This is a genomic window from Pseudomonas sp. 008, assembly GCF_016861935.1.
Taxonomy (GTDB): domain Bacteria; phylum Pseudomonadota; class Gammaproteobacteria; order Pseudomonadales; family Pseudomonadaceae; genus Aquipseudomonas.
In genome coordinates this window covers 78,134-95,853 of record NZ_BOMA01000002.1, presented here as the reverse complement: position 1 = coordinate 95,853, position 17,720 = coordinate 78,134, and the positions used below count along the sequence as shown (strand labels likewise).

10 protein-coding genes are annotated in these 17,720 nt (G+C 57.6%); 8 read left to right on the top strand and 2 right to left on the bottom strand.

The features are described 5' to 3' along the window. Positions 1 to 21 precede the first annotated feature (21 nt). The 5 genes from cobG (at position 22) to JUI81_RS05050 (ending at position 11,800) form a co-directional block, all read left to right on the top strand. Entirely contained in the window at positions 22 to 1,323 is a 1,302-nt protein-coding gene (gene cobG, locus JUI81_RS05070) for a precorrin-3B synthase (RefSeq protein WP_281255775.1), read from the top strand. After that, on the top strand, positions 1,316 to 1,942 hold the full coding sequence (locus JUI81_RS05065; RefSeq protein WP_007937188.1) for a precorrin-8X methylmutase: 627 nt from the start codon (positions 1,316 to 1,318) through the stop codon (positions 1,940 to 1,942). Before cobG ends, JUI81_RS05065 begins: the two co-directional genes overlap by 8 nt. Beyond that, positions 1,942 to 2,673, top strand: a complete 732-nt coding sequence (locus JUI81_RS05060) for a precorrin-2 C(20)-methyltransferase (protein WP_018928431.1) — start codon at positions 1,942 to 1,944, stop codon at positions 2,671 to 2,673. Before JUI81_RS05065 ends, JUI81_RS05060 begins: the two co-directional genes overlap by 1 nt. Continuing rightward, positions 2,673 to 4,382, top strand: a complete 1,710-nt coding sequence (cobJ, locus tag JUI81_RS05055; RefSeq protein WP_204123887.1) for a precorrin-3B C(17)-methyltransferase — start codon at positions 2,673 to 2,675, stop codon at positions 4,380 to 4,382. The genes JUI81_RS05060 and cobJ overlap by 1 nt, the downstream gene beginning before the upstream one ends. 494 nt (positions 4,383 to 4,876) lie before the next feature. Next, positions 4,877 to 11,800, top strand: coding sequence for a TcdA/TcdB pore-forming domain-containing protein (locus JUI81_RS05050; RefSeq protein WP_204124002.1), 6,924 nt, complete (start codon positions 4,877 to 4,879; stop codon positions 11,798 to 11,800). Positions 11,801 to 11,814: 14 nt separating this feature from the next. Here JUI81_RS05050 and JUI81_RS05045 read toward each other — a convergent pair whose 3' ends face one another. Then, the gene (locus JUI81_RS05045) at positions 11,815 to 12,411 is read right to left on the bottom strand and encodes a MarC family protein (protein ID WP_019582263.1); all 597 of its coding nucleotides are present in this window, start codon (positions 12,409 to 12,411) and stop codon (positions 11,815 to 11,817) included. Between the two features lie 256 nt (positions 12,412 to 12,667). Between JUI81_RS05045 and JUI81_RS05040 the strand changes: the two genes are divergently transcribed. The 3 genes from JUI81_RS05040 to JUI81_RS05030 are packed head-to-tail and all read left to right on the top strand — an operon-like array spanning position 12,668 to position 14,880. Next, entirely contained in the window at positions 12,668 to 13,453 is a 786-nt protein-coding gene (locus tag JUI81_RS05040; protein ID WP_204123886.1) for a hypothetical protein, read from the top strand. A gap of 60 nt (positions 13,454 to 13,513) precedes the next feature. After that, complete coding sequence (locus JUI81_RS05035; protein WP_204123885.1) at positions 13,514 to 14,242, top strand: hypothetical protein; 729 nt, start codon at positions 13,514 to 13,516, stop codon at positions 14,240 to 14,242. Beyond that, positions 14,239 to 14,880, top strand: coding sequence for a hypothetical protein (locus JUI81_RS05030; RefSeq protein ID WP_204123884.1), 642 nt, complete (start codon positions 14,239 to 14,241; stop codon positions 14,878 to 14,880). Before JUI81_RS05035 ends, JUI81_RS05030 begins: the two co-directional genes overlap by 4 nt. A 22-nt stretch (positions 14,881 to 14,902) precedes the next feature. Here the strand turns inward: JUI81_RS05030 and JUI81_RS05025 are convergent, their stop codons facing one another. Then, on the bottom strand, positions 14,903 to 17,677 hold the full coding sequence (locus JUI81_RS05025) for a hybrid sensor histidine kinase/response regulator (RefSeq protein WP_204123883.1): 2,775 nt from the start codon (positions 17,675 to 17,677) through the stop codon (positions 14,903 to 14,905). Positions 17,678 to 17,720: the final 43 nt, after the last annotated feature.

Sequence of the window (17,720 nt, the reverse complement as noted above, 5' to 3'; positions counted from 1 at the left end):
GCCCCTTTGAACGAACGCCCGATGTCTTCCGCCTTACGCCCCTCGGCTTGCCCGGGGTTGCTGCGTATCGTCCCGGCGCTGGATGGCGGTATCTGCCGGATCAAATTGAACGGCGGCTCGATCAGCGCGGCCCAGGCTGAAGCGGTGGCCAGCGCGGCCGAACGGTTTGCCGGGGGCGTGATCGAGGCGACCAACCGGGCCAACCTGCAGATTCGCGGAATTGGCAGTCAGCAGACGGCTTTGATCGACAGTCTGCTCGCCGTAGGGTTGGGGCCGCGTACCGCGGCGGGCGACGATGTGCGCAATCTGATGCTCAGCCCGTCTGCCGGGGTTGACCGGCACATGCTCTTCGACACGCATGCGCTGGCGGAGCAGATCCTCACGACGCTGCAAAGCCACGAACGTTTCCACGAACTCAGCGCCAAGTTTGCCGTGCAACTCGATGGCGGCGAGGCGTTGGCGATGCTCGAACACCCGCATGATCTGTGGTTGTCTGCTGCTGAGCGAAACGGCGAGCTGTTACTGGCGTTCGGTCTGGCGGGTTGCCCTACGGACAGGCCCGCAGGCGCGGTGTCACGCGAGCAGGGGCACGCACTGGTGGTAGCGGTGCTGGAGTTGTTTCTCGACCTGGCGCGTCCGGATCAAACACGAATGCGTCATTTGCTGGCCGAGTATCCACTCGCAGAGTTTCTCGCTCGCCTGGCCGAGCGTGTGCCCTTGAAGTCGATTACCGATTGGCAGCGCTTGTTGACTCCGGGTGCCCTGCACATCGGCGATCATTCACAGGCTGGAACCGAACACGTCTACATCGGTGCCGTCCCCCCTTTGGGGCGGCTCGATCCCGTCATGCTCAGGGGCGTGGCGCAACTGGCGTGCGAATTCGGCGACGCGAGTCTGCGTTTCACTCCATGGCAAAGTCTGTTGCTGCCCAACGTTCGAAAAGAGCGGGCGCCTGAAGTGATTAGGCGTCTGGAGCAACTGGGCCTGCTATGTGACGCTGATCAGCCTGTGTCGCGGTTGATCGCCTGCACCGGTTCCGCTGGCTGCGGCAAGGGCCTGGCCGATACCAAGAGCGACGCCATGCAGTTGGCTGCGCTGTTGCAACGTCACGATCAAGCAGTGCATTTATCCGGCTGCCAGCGTTCCTGCGCCGCGGCCCATGTAGCACCGGTCACGCTGCTGGCTGTCGCCCCCGGTCACTACGACCTCTATTTTCGCGATGCAGGGCAACCGGGTTTCGGCGCCCTGCACGCACACAACCTTACTATTGAAGCGGTCGCAGCCTTGCTCGACGCCCGCTCACGGAGTTCCCTTGATGCTTGATTACATCCGCGACGGTCAGGAGATCTATCGCAACTCCTTCGCGATCATTCGCGCCGAGGCCAACCTTGCGCGTATTCCGGCCGATCTGGAGAAACTCGCCGTGCGGGTGATCCACGCCTGCGGCATGGTCGAGGCCATCGATGGTCTGCAATTTTCCGAAGGCGCCGGCAAGGCCGGGCGCGATGCGCTGGCGGCCGGTGCGCCGATTCTGTGCGACGCGCGGATGGTCAGCGAAGGCGTGACCCGTGCGCGTTTGCCGGCCAACAACCCGGTGATCTGCACCCTGCGCGACGACAGCGTGCCGGAGCTTGCCCGCGAGTTGGGCAATACCCGTTCCGCCGCCGCGCTGGAACTGTGGCGCCCGCATCTGGAAGGCAGCGTGGTGGTGATCGGCAACGCACCGACCGCACTGTTTTATCTGTTGGAAATGCTCGATGCCGGCGCGCCGAAGCCGGCGCTGATCCTCGGCTTCCCGGTGGGCTTCGTCGGCGCCGCCGAATCCAAGGCGATGCTCGCGGCGGACAGCCGAGGCGTGCCTTTCGTCATCATGCAAGGCCGGCTGGGCGGTAGCGCCATGGCCGCCGCCGCTGTCAACGCCCTCGCCACGGAGATCGAATGATGCAGCAACCTGGACGTTTGATTGGCCTGGGCGTCGGCCCCGGTGATCCGGAACTGATTACCGTCAAAGCCTTGCGCCTGCTGCGCGAATCGCCGGTGGTGGCGTATTTCGTCGCCAAGGGCAAGAAGGGTAATGCGTTCGGCATCATCGAAGCGCATCTGCAAGATCCACAAACCCTGCTGCCGCTGGTTTATCCGGTGACCACCGAAGCGCTGCCGGCGCCGTTGTCGTATGAACAAGTGATCAGCGATTTCTACGATACGGCCGCCGAACAACTCGCCGCGCATCTGGACGCCGGCCGTGATGTGGCGGTGATTTGCGAAGGCGATCCGTTCTTCTACGGCTCCTACATGTACCTGCACGATCGACTGGCCGAACGTTACGAAGCCGAAGTCGTGCCGGGTGTCTGCTCGATGCTCGGCGGTGCCTCGGTACTCGGTGCGCCGTTGGTGTATCGCAATCAGAGCCTGTCGGTGTTGTCCGGCGTGCTGCCCCACGAAGACCTCAAGCGTCGCCTGGCCGATGCCGATGCGGCAGTGATCATGAAACTGGGGCGTAACTTTCCCAAGGTCCGTCAGGTGCTGGAAGAACTCGGTCTGGCAGAGCGTGCGCTGTATGTGGAGCGCGCGACCATGGCCAACCAGAAAATCGTGCCGCTGGATCAGGTCGAGCCGATGTCCTCGCCGTATTTCTCGCTGATCATCGTTCCTGGTGAAAGGTGGCAAGGCTGATGGCCCATTCTGCTCCGGCGATTGTCATTCTCGGCAATGGCAGCCTTGCGACCGCACGCAAAATCCAACAGCTTTACTCGGGAGCTTTGATCCATGGGTTGGCTGATCGGGTCGAAGGCGCGGATCGCAGCTATCGCGAGTTCGGCGCGACCCTGCGTGAGCTTTATCAACAGGACACACCGATCATCGCCCTGTGCGCGGCAGGGATCGTGATCCGCACCCTCGCGCCATTGTTGCTGGAGAAGGGCGCCGAGCCGCCGGTGCTGGCCGTGGCTGAGGACGGCAGCGCGGTGGTGCCGCTGCTCGGTGGCCTCGGCGGGGTGAATGTCATGGCGCGCGCGATTGCCGCCAGCCTAGACGTCGCGGCGGCGATCACCACCAGCGGTGAGCTGCGTTTCGGCACTTGCCTGCTCAATCCACCGAGCGGTTACGCCCTGGGTGATCTGGAACTGGGCAAGCGCTTCGTCTCGGATTTGCTCGCGGGCCAAAGCGTGCGCATTGAAGGGGCTGCGCCGTGGCTTGATCAGGCACAGTTACCGGAAGATCCCCAGGCTCGGTTGTCGATTCATGTCGGCAGTGCCGAGCGCACGCCTGCGGCCAATGAATTGATGATCTACCCGCGCAGCGTGCTGGTGGCGGTGAGCGCCGAGGTGGCGGACCTGCCGAGCGCAGTTCGAATGGCTTTGCATCAGGCGAAAATCGCCGTGCAATCGCTGGCGTGCCTGTTGGCCAGCGACCTGGACATGGCCAACCCTGCGTTGCGCGAAGCAGCGCTTGAGCTGGGCGTGCCACTGCGGTTTACATCGGCCAGCGGCGTCAGCGGCGTCAGCGAGTTGGCCCGCCACACCGTACCGCACGCTACCGTCGTGACGGCGGATAGCGGAATCGCCATCGCGGTGGCCAGTCAGCCACTGGAGCTTGCGCAGATCGGTCGTGCGCGCGGTCGTTTGGCTGTGATCGGCCTGGGCCCTGGCGCTGCCGAATTGATGGTGCCGGCGGTCAAGGCCGAACTGGCGCGCGCCAATGACGTGCTCGGTTATGAAACCTACGTACGCATGGCCGGGCCATTTCGCGACGATCAGGTACTGCATTGCACTGACAATCGCGAGGAAATGCAGCGCGCTCGCCACGCCTTTGAGCTGGCGGCCCAAGGGCGGTCGGTGGTGGTGGTTTCATCCGGGGACCCGGGCGTGTTCGCCATGGCGGCGGCGGTGCTTGAGGCGTTGCACGAGTCGAGTGAGCCTGCATGGCACAGCGTTGATCTGGAGATCCTTCCAGGCGTTTCTGCTTCTCTGGCCACTGCTGCGCAGGCCGGTGCGCCGCTGGGACATGACTTCTGCGTGATGTCGCTGTCGGACAACCTCAAGCCATGGGCGATCATCGAAAAGCGTCTGGACCTGGCGGCCGAGGCCGATCTGGCGCTGGCGTTCTACAACCCGATCTCCCGCGCACGGCCTTGGCAACTGGGCCAGGCACTGGAGATCGTCGGCCGGCATCGAACGCCGGAAACGGTGGTGGTGCTGGGCCGCGACATCGGTCGCCCTGGCCAGACGCTCCGGGTCACGACGCTCGGCGCACTGACCCCCGATCAGGTCGACATGCGCACCATGGTGCTGATCGGCTCCTCCACCACCTGCGTGTTCCCTCGTGCCGAGGGGGGCAAGTGGGTGTATACGCCTCGTTGGTATGGCGACAAGCCAACATCATGAGTGTCGGCGGCCTCGCTGGAGGCCGCGTTTCAAAATGGCCTGGCGTTGATAAACAGGAAGTTTTAGCGGCAGGCGGTTAGATGTCTTGATGTAAGTTTGTCTTTCTCTAGTGCAAAAGAAACTGTCGCGTTTGTTGATGGTTGCCTTTTGGCTTGTCTGTTTTTTGTTGTGTTTGATGGATTTAATGTTTCTGGGTGTTCGGTTGGTCATCAGTTGTTTGTTTTTTGCTTTCGGGCTGAAGTGTTGTTCAGTTAGTGTTGATTGAGCGTCGGGTGCACTCATCCATTTTGACGGGTGAGGAATTTTTATTTTTACAGGGAAGTATATTTATGGGTGAGCAAACGGCTCGTCATGTGAGCGGCTACGTCAATTTTATTGATTTATTTAAACTGTCTGATCTTGAAGAGGCGTTACAGGAATATAGCGGTACAGAAAAATACGACGCGGTATTTCGATATTACTTTTCTTGTATCGGCCTGCTCGATTTTCCGAGAATGCTTCCACCGCTGGGTTTGCTGCGCGAAGCCCTGGGGGCTTTTGTTGAGTCCAAGAGCCGGCATCGACGTGCTGTGGAGATGGAGCCGAAAGCTGCGCCGGAGGGCGCTGCTGCTCTGGGTTTGACCGAAATCCACGACAGGGTCGAAGGCTTCCACACGCGCCTGTCCAACAGCATTGCAGAGCTGTCTGCCGCAGCAACCGAAGTGCCGAAAAATCTACACTTCGTTTGGCTTGGAGGGGGGCTTGGAAATATTCAGCGCGATTACATTAATGTTTGGTGCAAGGTGTTGGCCGAGCACGATTATGCCGTGAAACTCTGGTATGACAGCGACGCGTTATTGGCCTATGAAACCAACCGGATCATTGTCGAGGCCGCGAAGGCCGATGCGATGATTAATGGTGGACATAGCACGGGAACGTTTCTTGAGCTGGGTGACAAGTATGAAGAGCGAGCCATCGTTCTTAAGCAGCAAATGTTCGCACATATCAACTCAGCGGTAGAGCGTGGTGTTAAAGCGGATGACGCCCGAATTGATCTTCTGGTTCGTGGGTATGGCCAGGATAAAAAAGCCCTGGAAATTTTGCGGGAAAAGAATAGTCAGAGCCTGTTGGCATTGGTCGAGGCGGGAGTAGAGCTTCGCGACTTGGCGGAGAGTGCAACACCGCTGCACTTGCAGACCATTTATGAGCGGGAAATAAGTTTGCGAGGCAATTTTGCCGCCGCCTCCGATGTGGTGCGCATTGAAGCCTTGATGGCAGAAGGCGGGTGTTACGCAGATGTCGATAACTTGCCACCTCTTGTGGAAAAGTTGGGCGATGTGGAAATCAATCAATTCAGCAACGATGCGCGCCTGGGGGTGTTGCAGTTGTTGCTCGATCAAAATCCTGGATGGATGCCCGGTCGAGAGGCGTTAAGAGGTAAATATACAAACTATTTCGACGTCATCCCTGCAGAGCATCGTCCGGCACTGGAACGTTTCGCGAAAAATCGCCCGGATTTGAACAGCGTTTTCCGCGCCCCCGTCGAACTTCTCGTACGTCCGAACGGAATGCGGGCGGTGGCCGAGCAGGCCAGCCTTAGTAATGCGTTTCTCATGGCTCATGCCGGGTCGGCAATGTTGAGCGCTGTCATCGATCGTTTCAAACTCAACTATGAGATTGTTGATGCCACGATCCGCTTGGCTATGGAGAACCAGGTCGCCTTGATTGATAGCGAGGCCATGAGCGGTTTTGCGCGGGAGGTGGTCGAGAAAAAATTTGGTCCGATGGATGCGCTCCCGCCCGAAGAAGAACTCGCCCTCACTTTTTTGATGGAAGCCGCGGCGATTTACTACAGCGACGGCATTCGCCCGCAGAGCGAAGTGACCATCTATCTGACCGGGCCCGCTGCGATGCGCGATGCACTCGCGGATTACGCAAAAATCCACTTCACACCTCGTGCAGCGGGCGCGTGGCGAGAGGATGTGGCTATTGTCGCCGCCGCCATGGTGAATCGGGCTACCGAGGAGGAGCTGGACCATTCCTGGAAAGAAAACGAAAACGACACCGTCGAGTGGCTGCACAAGGAAAAACAACGTTGGGAGGCCGGGCAATTCAAGGCGCGTTACGTCGGCAAGGTGGATCAATTACTAAAGAGTCAGACAATCCATTTCGACCATGGCTGGCCAATAATCGAAGGTCGACATGTGATGTCGACCGAATTGTTGCAGTCCTTGGCGCAGCACCTTGGTGAACCCTTTTTGCGAGCGATGAGCCAACGGGTCTCTGGTGAAGTGACTTTCGACAAGCAAGTGCAGCTGAGTTTTGACGAGCGCCAGTCCATCCTCACACAGGAGATCACGCTACCGCCATCGTTGGTCGGGGAGCCGGCAACCTTGGATCTGCCGCTTGATGAATTGCTTCATCGAATTGGCCGGGGCACTTTGCAGGTTGAACAGCTTAACCCCTTGCAGCGGTTGTTGATCGGTTCGTTACTGGGCGCACGGGCCATGGATCAACGCAACTTTGGACACGTCAACGCACGGCTGGAAAACCTCGCCAACAACGTGTCTGAGTTGGGCGTGTCACACCGTTATGGGGCGATTGAACGGGAGCTGTTCAAAGAAAATCACCCTGCATTCGTTGCCGGTTTGGCCAGCGCTTCGATACCTTCCTTAGCATTGTCCGAGACCAGCATTGAGCTGAAGAAGCAGGCGCTGGAGCGGTCACTGACCTTGCTGCAATGGGGGCGTCAGGTCTCCCGTATTCAGCAGGTAGCAAAACTCGAGTTCCGTGACCGGATTGCCGAGCGCATGGCCGATGTGCTGGAAAGTTTCGATCACGGCAGCTTCAAACTGGTGCCGCAGGATTTGTTGCTTCAAGGGGCCGGTGACCGGATCGCGGGGCGTTGCTACCCACTGGCATTGGCCATGGCGGCGGCGATCAGCAAGGGTGACGAAGCTGCCAACACCTTGCGTGAGCGGTTTTACCTGGCGGTCATTGAGCCTGACACCGTCGCTTCGAAAGCGTTTGTGAGCATCATCGAGGAGCTGCGCGATGTTGACGTCCATGACTTGGGTGGAGCGGTGGTGCGCTCCGATCTGGCACGCGTCATTGCGACGCTCGAAGGTGAAACCGGCAACAGCACCTTGATGCTCAACTCTGACAACCACTCGATGCTGGTAGCCAAAACATTCAGTGGAGGCCGCAGCACTTACCATTTCTACGATCCGAATTTTAGTGTTTTCGAGTTTGATACCGCTGAAGCACTCAGCAGCGCGTTGACACATTTTTTCGTTCGGCAAGAGATGGCCAAACCTTACGCAGCTTATGGAGAGCCAACGCGTCCGACGTTCGATTTGATTGAGCTCGACGCTGGCCGACTCAATGAACGGATACTGCCGTCGGGTGTCCGGGTGTCCAGTCTTTCCGAGTCAGGCAGTCTGCCTGAACAGACGCCCCGGGCAAGGCAGCGGCTGGCCAGCGCAAGAGGACGGTCGTTGGTCAACAATGGGGTATTGGGCAGTTCGTTGCTGGAACTGGACGCTCACTGGTGGGGCGGGCAAATCGCGCAGGCGACATGGCAGCTACAGGAGAAACACGGGCTATCGTCGGGTGCCATTGCGTTGTTTGAGACATTGGAGATAACCCCGACAGGCGCTTACAAAATCAGTCTGGTCAGTAACGATCCTGCGCAGACCATTGTGCGTGTCACCACCGATGATCATCGACTCCTCAGGATTAAAAATTTCCTCTCGCAAACCTTCCACTCCTTGGCGGCTCAACCGCGTGCGCCGGCCAACTCGCCTGATCCTGTGGACGCCGGTAGCGTTCATACGCTCAATGCCGGTTTCACCGTACAGGCCTTGATGAACTCGCTGCGTCATCACGAAGGCGCGGCCAGCGGTAGCGACAAGTCACTGACCACCGCCATTCGCCTGCATGCCTACGTCAACTACGCCCAATTGGTCCATGGCAATGTGGTGGATGTGATTGGTGTTGTGACACTGGTGCGACAGGCCCTGGAGGATGAAAAGCTGATCGCTCGCACCAGTGCGCCATTGGTACAAAAGGCGTTGGGGCATGTGGCGAATGAAGGCGTTGGCACGGTGTTGGGAATGGTGAATGTCGGGTTTGATATTTACCAGTTGAGCCATGCCGGCAATGACATTGAAAAGGCGCAGTTCGGGACGCAATTGGCGTTCGACTCCGCGAGCGCCGTGTTGGGGGCGGCCGGGCTGGGTGCGGGATTGGCCGGCGCAGGTGCCGTATCTGCGGTGCTGGGCGGTGTCGGGGTGATTCTGGGCGGGTTGGCGGTAGGTGTCGCTGCGCTAGCCGAAGGGTTCGCCACCATTGCCGAGGAGGCCAAAGGGGTCGGCCTCTTTTTTGAACGACTGGAGAAGGCGCATCTTCAGGGCGGCTTTCACTTGGACAAGGCGTCGAATGCATGGATTGCACATCCGTTGCTGGTGTTCACCGAACTGGATTTACGCGGATCAACGGTCCATTTCGACAGCCCTAAATTGTTCCCGCTTCGGGATCATTTCGGGGTCCCGGATTACGATGAGGATTACCACCGCGCCATTGATATACGCCTGGAACTTGCGTTGCCGGGCTCGGCGCTTTTCTCGCCAAAGCCTGGGCAGACGATCGTTTTGCCGTGCACACCCAAAACCTGGTATGGCTATGAGTACAAGTTGCTGCCGTTTGTCACGTTTCGTCATGCTGATGGATTTGATACGGCACGTCGGCTGGAGAAAAAGAACGAACAGGGGAAATGGCAGTTCCTGTTTTCCTTTTATTCGTTTCCGGGTGAGTACGTCGTCCACCGACTGAACCCTGTCTGCCAACCAACAGTTTTCAACGTTCGTCTCGATAACGTTGAGCGCTCGCTGGTGGTGCCTGTGCTACCCAAGGCATGGCACGGCCTGGTCTCCTATCGGATAGCCGGTGCCGGCGCTCAATGTTCCGTGCTGCTCAATCAGGGGGTGAGCCTTGAACTCGACGCGCCGGGTCACACGGCCATGCACTGGGTGTTGCTGGCTACCTGGCTGGCGGAGACAGATATCCGGATAGAACCCGCGGGTAGCCTGATGTTGGGCGCTCTGGCTGTGAAGTTCACAGGAAGCGGCGTTCACGATGTGTTGCTCAAACTGGCGGGTAACAAGATCGTGCGCGTTGATCTTGTTGCCCTGCAATTGGAGGTGGTCGAAGAAGCGGCCGATCCGGCGCTCGGAGAGCAAGCGTTGCTGGATCACTTCAAGTCACTGGCTCATGAGCATCGCCTGGCGATCCCTTATCTTCCCGTTCATGATTTTATCGTTCCCTACGAAAAACAGGATGAACCCAGAAAAGTGGCCGCGTACTACGATTCGGCTGAGGATCGTTTCCTGTATGTACGCGACCCGAAAGTGTTGCTGTCCGATGCCGTCGTGTTGGGGGCAGTGATCGAGGGCTCGGCATACTTCTATCATCCCGAGAGCTTTTATATCTGGCAGGTAGATGCAACGACGGGAACGCTGGTTCAGCGATACCGTTTGTTGATAGGCGATGATCAGGCGATTGTCCGTTGTGAGGCGGTGGCCAAGGGCGGCATTCAGATCGTTCAGCGATTCACTCATAAGAGCGGTCAGCACGATGAGCTGACCTACATGATCCATGACGGGGCAGTACTGCTCGGCTCAATCAACCGAGGTCTGGATCCTGCATTGCTAGGCGTTTTGCAGGTCAACACGCTCACGGACTGGAAGCAGGTGCTGGACAACTATGTGTTGCCGGCAGAGTCCATCGATACCGTGAATTGGCGCCCCGGTGCGCTGGTTTCGATTTGTTGGCAGTTCGAAGACAAGTGGCACGATCTGGTCTGGGTCCGAGAGGTTGACGGGTTGATCATCCGTGCGCCGACCCGACGTCGTCATGCGCGAGGATGGAAAGATTCGATTCTGAATGATCTTCGACTGATTGTTCCTGCCGGTGCAGAGGGCGAAGTATTTGTGACCTACGACCAGCCTGACCGACGCCTAGTGCGGCAGCAAAGGTCGATAGAGGATGGCCGCGTGCAATGGTCTTCCACAGAAATTGCGCCCTTGGACCTGAATAATGTTGTTGCCGTTGAGCAGGGCTACCTGGCTCTGACCGAATCCGGTCTGTTCTTCAATGTGATGCCTGATGGCACGCTTCGATTGGGCGGCCTCACCGACACCTGGTTCAAGGATCGAGCCCTATGGTGGTCCGCACTGCCGGAAGTGTCGACGCGCTATCCGGTGTCGAGTTTCGCCCTCCTTGGGTTGACCAACTTTACGGGGGATGCCGACTTATGTGCCTGGTATCTGGACGATCGGCTGTTGCTCTCGGATCCTGGCCATGGAAAAGAAGTACGGTTACTGAGTATTGCTCCAGATAATCAGGCCGCCTGGTTGTTCGATCTTTCAACGGGGAAGGTTTTCAGCCAGCGCTTTATTGATATGAAACATTTGAGTACGGCATTTGCCCAAGGCACCAGGCTTTTGCAAGTTGAGGCATTGCCGGCCCCGATGCAGGTGTGGGCACCCTGGACCTTTACCGACGTGACGGCAGAGGGCGCGGGTCTGAGGGCGACGACTCTCGAAGGCGTGGAGATGGATTTACAGCACAACGAACCGGTACGGGTTACGGGCGTGGACAGCCTCTGGGTCGCTGCACTGGACGCTCCATTGAGTGAGCGCCTGGCAGCGCTGGCGAGCCAACATCGATGCGCCGATTTTCTGTCCGTCAAAAATCCTGACTACCTTCAATGGTATGTGGTCCGGACCGGACGATTGATCCGGATTCCGAAAGCCACCTTTCCTGCGCAATACACGCTGGTGGGTACCCGGCATCAAACCAATGTGATGCTGCACCAAATCGGGGATGGTTTGTTGCACACCTATCCGCAAAAAACTACGGTTGGGCCGCTTGAGTATATTCAGCGAAATGCCGAAGTACTGGTGGTCGAGGGGCTGAAGACGGCCGATGACCTTCTCCCGTTGATTGCCGATGATGTCAGCATCCTGGTGCTCAAAATGGGTCAAGGGACAACGACTAGCCGGCTGACCCGAGCGGCGTGGTTGAAACTTGAATCGGTTATCGTCGATTGTCGTTACCCGCTTGAGCTCCCACCCTTGATTCCGGGAAAGCTGATTCTGGACGCTTCAATCATGGATCAGTTATGGGTCAGCCTGGTCGATGAGCACCTGGTAATGAACGGCCTGGACAGCGGGCACAGTCTGATCTTTCGCGGTGCTTACTCATCGGATGTGACGTTGCGGGGGGACGTGTTCCTTGCGCTCAGTGGTTATCGATCGCGTGCGGTTTCGGAAATAGTGACCGAGTTGCTGAGGCAAAAGGGCATTTCGGGCAGCGCAATGCTAACGGAACTGATGTTGAATCATCAGATCGAGGCGCTTGCAGAACCGGCTTTTTAGAGCTCCTTTGCCGATTAAGGCACCAGATAACCTTTCACCCCGGTGAAGATTATCTGTGCCGCCAGAGCGCACACGAACAATCCCATCAACCGGCTGACAATCTGCAACCCCTGGTCACCCAGAATCCGTTCGATTCGGTTCGATAAATACAGCACCACGCCAACAGTGAAGCTGGCGAGGGCAATACTGAGAATGGCCGTGAGTTTGTCGTCCCAATGCGGCTGGCTCACGCCCATTACCAACAGTGCACCGATGGTGCCCGGGCCGACGGTCAGGGGGATGGTCAGCGGGACGATGGTCACGTCCTGCTGCACATTGTCGGTCTGCACCACCGACTTGCCCTGAGCCATGCCCAGCGCCGAAATGAATAGCACGCTGCCGGCGCCGATGCGAAATGCATCCACGGTAATGCCGAACACGTCAAATATCACCCTCCCGAACAGGTACAGCAAGACACTGGAAACCAGTGTGGCGATCGCCACCTTCCAGGCCAGGCGACGTTGTTCCTTGCGCGAATAACCGCGGGTCAGGCTGATGAAGCAGGACAATACGAAGAATGGGCTGTAGAGCACCAGCATCTTCAGGTAAACGCTGAATAACACATGGAGCATGGTTTTGGCTCGCATCCAGAGACGGGTGAATCGGAGTCTATCAGTTGGTCAAGTGCCTGTGGGGGTCGAGTTTATAAAGTCTGAAAGTTATTTTTATTCATGTGTAGGCTGTTGGGCTGAGTCTGAATGGTTAGTTGTGTGATTGCTGTTGTGGATGATGTTACATGTTTGGGTTTGTCGTGGTGGGTTAATTTGTTTATTGTTTCTTTCGGCAAGTTCATGATGAGTTTGCTTTAATGTCAATAAGGAAGAAGTTATGAATAATATGTTTAGTGAAAGTTATATTGCTGCCTGCTTGGAAAATCTTCAGGGTTATGATTTGGGTGAGACGCCGCTTATTAGATCTCGTGGTTTGTTGGCGCCGGGTGACGAAATTGAAGCGCCGTCGAAAGGATCGGTTGTAGGCGAAGGCCTCATTAGTTTCAGCGGTAACCTCACCGGTATTAACCGCAGTGACGCGCAGAATGCGTTTCACTATGCGTCGCTTGTGGCAAACAAACAGTTTCCACTGGAGCACCAGGGCAAAGAATGGTATGCGCAGTTCTGTAAAGTCATGGGTGAAACGGGTTGGATGACCATCAGCAAGTACTACAACGATCTGAACGTGTCGGGAACCAGTGTCCGCATGGACAAGATGGTGCTGGAGATTCTTGCTTCGGTAGTCACAGGCCTTGCCGTACCGGGTCCGGCTACTGCACTGATGCTGAAAACCGCGGGTGATGCGATTGCCGCCCTGCAAAAACGCGATACCGCATTGACGCTTTATGAGCGCAACTTGCTGGCACAAGGTGTGGGTGGAGTAACGACCGGCTCGTGTATCGATGTGAACGGGACCACTGTTTTTGCCATTGGCGCAGTACGTTTTACACGCCGGAATTCATCGGTAAAAGTAATGTTCGTCGATACGGATGTTCGTGACGTAGGTCTGTATCGCGGTGAGACAGCTTTCGAAAAAAATGATCTTTTGGCTGCGGCTACTCGTGAGCTGATTGCAACGAAACTGGTGAAGTACTCGGCTGATAAGCTCGATTACGACATTTGATGAATGCTTGGAAGGACGGTCGAAAAAAACGACTGTCCTTCTCTGTATGAAGGTATTTAAATGAGATGTGATTATTCAGTATTGATTGTCGGGGCTGCGGTTTTGATAGTGCCCGAATCAGAGGATTTGACCGCTTATGATGATGTGGTCAATACGGTGTTGTATGCACAGTTGGCAGCCAATAAAAAAACAGAACTAGAGCCGGGTGTGAGTTGGTATGACACCTACATGAAAGTTTTGGATGGCATCTGGATGTGGCGCGGTAAAGCGCGCGAAGACTTGAGTCTCCCTCCAGAGAGTGTTGAATCGGCGGTTCAGTGGGTGGCCGCAGCGATGTCCAAAGTAGGGGCAGATGAAGGGCATGTGACTGCAGAAGTGCTGTCACAAATTGTCAACGAATCGGACATCAACCCGGCAGCCAACTTGTTGCGCAGCCATATGCAAAAAGTGTCCGAAGAGCAGTCCACCGAGGTGTCGGTACCTGCGATGGATATTCGTTTGCTGGTGATCGTGGCGCCAACACCGACTTCGTTCAGTAGTGTATGTATCGAGCTCAAAACCCGTCAATTGCTGAGTTCCAGCCCTTTGGCGCACCTCTATTGGGGCGAAGACGTACAAGGCATCATTAGCTGCCGTTACGTCCGGGCGAATCTATCGGAAACGGTATATGCACCTGTACGGGATCAAATTGCTCTGAAGGTCAAGGACCGGATTGAGACCAATGTTGCAATGTTGACCGTGCACGACGATGCCTGCAGCACCACGCAGCCAGAGGAGGTTCGGTCATGACGGATCTGATTGCACCACCGGCAGCGGTGGTTGGCGGCAGTATCGTGTCGTTCGCCAGCGATCTGCCGGCGTCCCACCGCGAAGACGTCTACATGAGCACGGCTTTTGCGCAAAGAGCCACACGCGATGCAATTAATGATGGATTATCGGGCGACTGGTTCGACTACTACTGCGGGCAACTTCGTTTTCTGGGATGGGATGTGCCCGCACCTCAAACGTTTTCGCCCGCGCCAGCTGCTCCGATGGGCAGCAAGGCGATACAACGTATCCGGGAGTCCATCGGTGATAGATTCTCAATATCCATCAGCCGCGCCCTGACAGCGTTGGAGCGCAATTCGCTGGCGCTCGAAATGTTTGAATCCACGACCCTGAAGGGAGATATCGCTTACTTTCAGATGATTCCTTGTGTGATGAACGGCACGCACAAGGTGGATATGGCGGTCTATCACCGCAAGTTTTCGATAGTGCGAGATATCTCTCGGTTCCTGTTCAGCAACAATGATTCGCTTGAGCAAAAAAGCACCGAACAGATAACCACGATCACGTTCAACACGCTTCATTACGGCACGTTTCGGGAGAAAGTGAAGAAGTCTGTGGTGTCTCAGTCCCTAAAATACTTGAGCGCTCTGGACATCTGATCGAGCTTCAGCCCGAGGGCTCTCAGAGGGTCGACACTGTGCGGTTCTGCTGATCACGCTGAGCAACCCAATGCTCGATCAAATCGCGCAACTGCGACAGCTCGACCGGTTTGGCCATGTGCCCATCCATGCCGGCCTGACGCGCGCGCTCTTTGTGTTCGGCGAGGATGTGCGCGGTCAACGCCACCACGGGGGTGCGAATCCGCTGGTTGCCGACTTCCCAGGCACGCAATTGCTGGGTGGCAGAGAAGCCGTCAAGGATTGGCATTTCGCAGTCCATCAGCACCAGGTCGTAACGCTGGGCCTTCATTGCCACCAAGGCTTCTTCGCCGTTGCTGGCGGTATCCGGTTGCAGGTTGAGCTTGCCCAGCATGCCGCGGATGACCTTGGTCGAGATGCTGTTGTCTTCGGCCACCAGGATGCGGAAGTCGCTGGGCACCTTGACCGGAAGGGTAGGGCCGGTGGGCAGGTGCTGCGAGGTAGTCGGGCCGTTGTTGCGCTGGTTCAGTTCTTCCGCCAGGGTGGTCTTGAGGGTGTAGCCGGCCACTGGCTTGGCGAGGATGCGCTTGATCCCGGAGTTGCGCGCGATGATCTTGCTCGGCGCGTTGCTGATGCCGGTGAGCATGATCAGCAGAATGTCGTGGTTCAGGCTCGGGTCTTCCTTGATCTTGGCGGCCAGTTGCATGCCGGTCATGCCGGGCATGTTCTGGTCCAGCAGGACCACGTCGAAATAATCGCGCAGGTGGGCCTTGGTGCGCAGCAGTGCCAGGGCCTCCTTGCCGGACGGCACGGCACTGACGTTCAGGCCCCAGGCGCTGCACTGCTGCACCAGCACCTTGCGACAGGTGTCGTTGTCGTCCACGACCAGTACGCGTGCGCCTTGCAACGGGCTGTCCAGGTCCGAGGTCGGATGCTCGAGACGGTCCGGGTCCAGTGGCAGGGTCAGCCACAATGTGCTGCCCTGGTTGGCGCCGCTCTTGATGCCGAATTCGCCCTGCATCAAACGGATCAGCTGACGGGCAATCACCAGCCCCAGATTGCCCCCCAGGCTGGTGGCCGAGAGGAAATGCTTGCTGTGCAGCTCGGCGTGCATCAGTGCGTCGCGCTCTTCAGCCTCCATCGGCTGGCCGCTGTCCTGCACGGCGATGCGCAGCCGCGGCTTGGCGCTGCGTTCATCCAGGGCGACAACGATCAGAATCTCGCCTTCATCGGTTTTCTTCAGGGCGTTTTCCAGCAGGCTCAGCAGGGTCTGGCGCAGGCGCGTCGGATCACCGCTGATGACGCGCGGTACCTGTGGCTGGATAAAACTGATCAGCTCGATGTTTTGTTGTTCGGCCTTGGCGCGGAAGATGCTCAGGCAGTCTTCGATCAGGGCATTGAGGTCGAACTGCACATCGTCCAGCTCGATCTGTCCGGACTCGAGCTTGGAGATGTCGAGAATTTCGTTGATCAGCGTCAGCAGTTCGTTGCCGGCGCTATGGATGGTTTGCACATAGTCGCGCTGCTTGACCGACAGCGGTGTGCCCAGCAGCAGTTCGGTCATGCCCAGCACACCATTCATCGGGGTGCGGATTTCGTGGCTGATTTTCGCCAGGAATTCAGCTTTGGCGTTTATTTCGGCATTGCTGGCAGCCAGGTCGCGGCTGACGCTGAAACGGTCTTCGGTGATGCTACGCTGTCGCTCGCCCAGGGCCACACTCATCAACAGGCCACTGATACAGATAAACACCAGCAGGGTGATGATCAGGCCTTGCGGGGCGACAAGGGTCAGCCCCTGCAGCGCCGGCAGGATAATCAACGTGCCAAGGTTGAACACCACCATGGCCGCCACGAACAGGCGAGCCGGGCGATAACCTTTTTGCCAGTGATGGGCACTGACGAACAACATGCTCAGGCCGGCCAGGGCAACCAGTGCGTACGTGATCAGGTTCAGCGGCAGGGTGTTGACGAACAACAGCAGCAGGCCGCAGGCCACGATGAACAGGATGTCCCCCAGCAGCAGCTTGTTCAGCGGGTGTGGGCCGAGCGGGGCGAAGAAGCGGTAGGCGAACATCAGGCCGCAAGGTGCGGTCAGCAGCAAGGCAAGATAGGCACCGGGTGTTTGTACGACGGACCAGTTCGGTAACCATGGTCGGGCCAGGTTCAGCAGCAGCACCAGGCTGAGCAGCAGCAACCCTTCGCACGCTGCCAGCCAGAGGCTGCTACGCGAGCGGGTGTAGGTGTAGCGGGTCAGGTTATGCAGGATCAGCATTCCGAGACAGCCAAAGAGCAGACCGTAGATCAACGTCTGGTTCTGAGTGGCTGCGCTCATGACCGCCGATTGCAGGGTGATGTAAGGCCGAAACTGGTGTTCGGAGACCAGTCGCATATAGATGTCGAGGGTTTTGTCGCTTTGTGGCAGCGGCAACATGAAGTCGTTGCTGGGCAGGGGGCGCTCAGCCTGAGGCTGCCCGGTGCCGGTATTCAATTGATCGATCAGTTGGTCGCCGTCGAGCACATACAGATTGAGGTGCGACAGGTCGGGGGCGAACACCCTCAGCAACTGTTCGTGTTTGCCGGGTGCCAGCCTGAAACGCAGCCACAGCGCACCCTCGGGCCCGGCTGCGGTGAGGCGGTCGAGTTCGACGGGGCTGAATTGATTGGTGTAGCGGCCGGAGCGGATGTCGCTCAGCTGTAGATCGCCCTGTTCGTCGAGCAATACCGCCCAGCCACTGCCTTGCGTGGCCTGGGCCGGGAGCATGCAGAGCAAGGTCAGCAGAGTGACGGTGAAGCCTATGGCAATCCTGAGCCAGCGCACGGCGAAATCCCTTCGTAGGTTGATGCCAGAATATAACTATGCG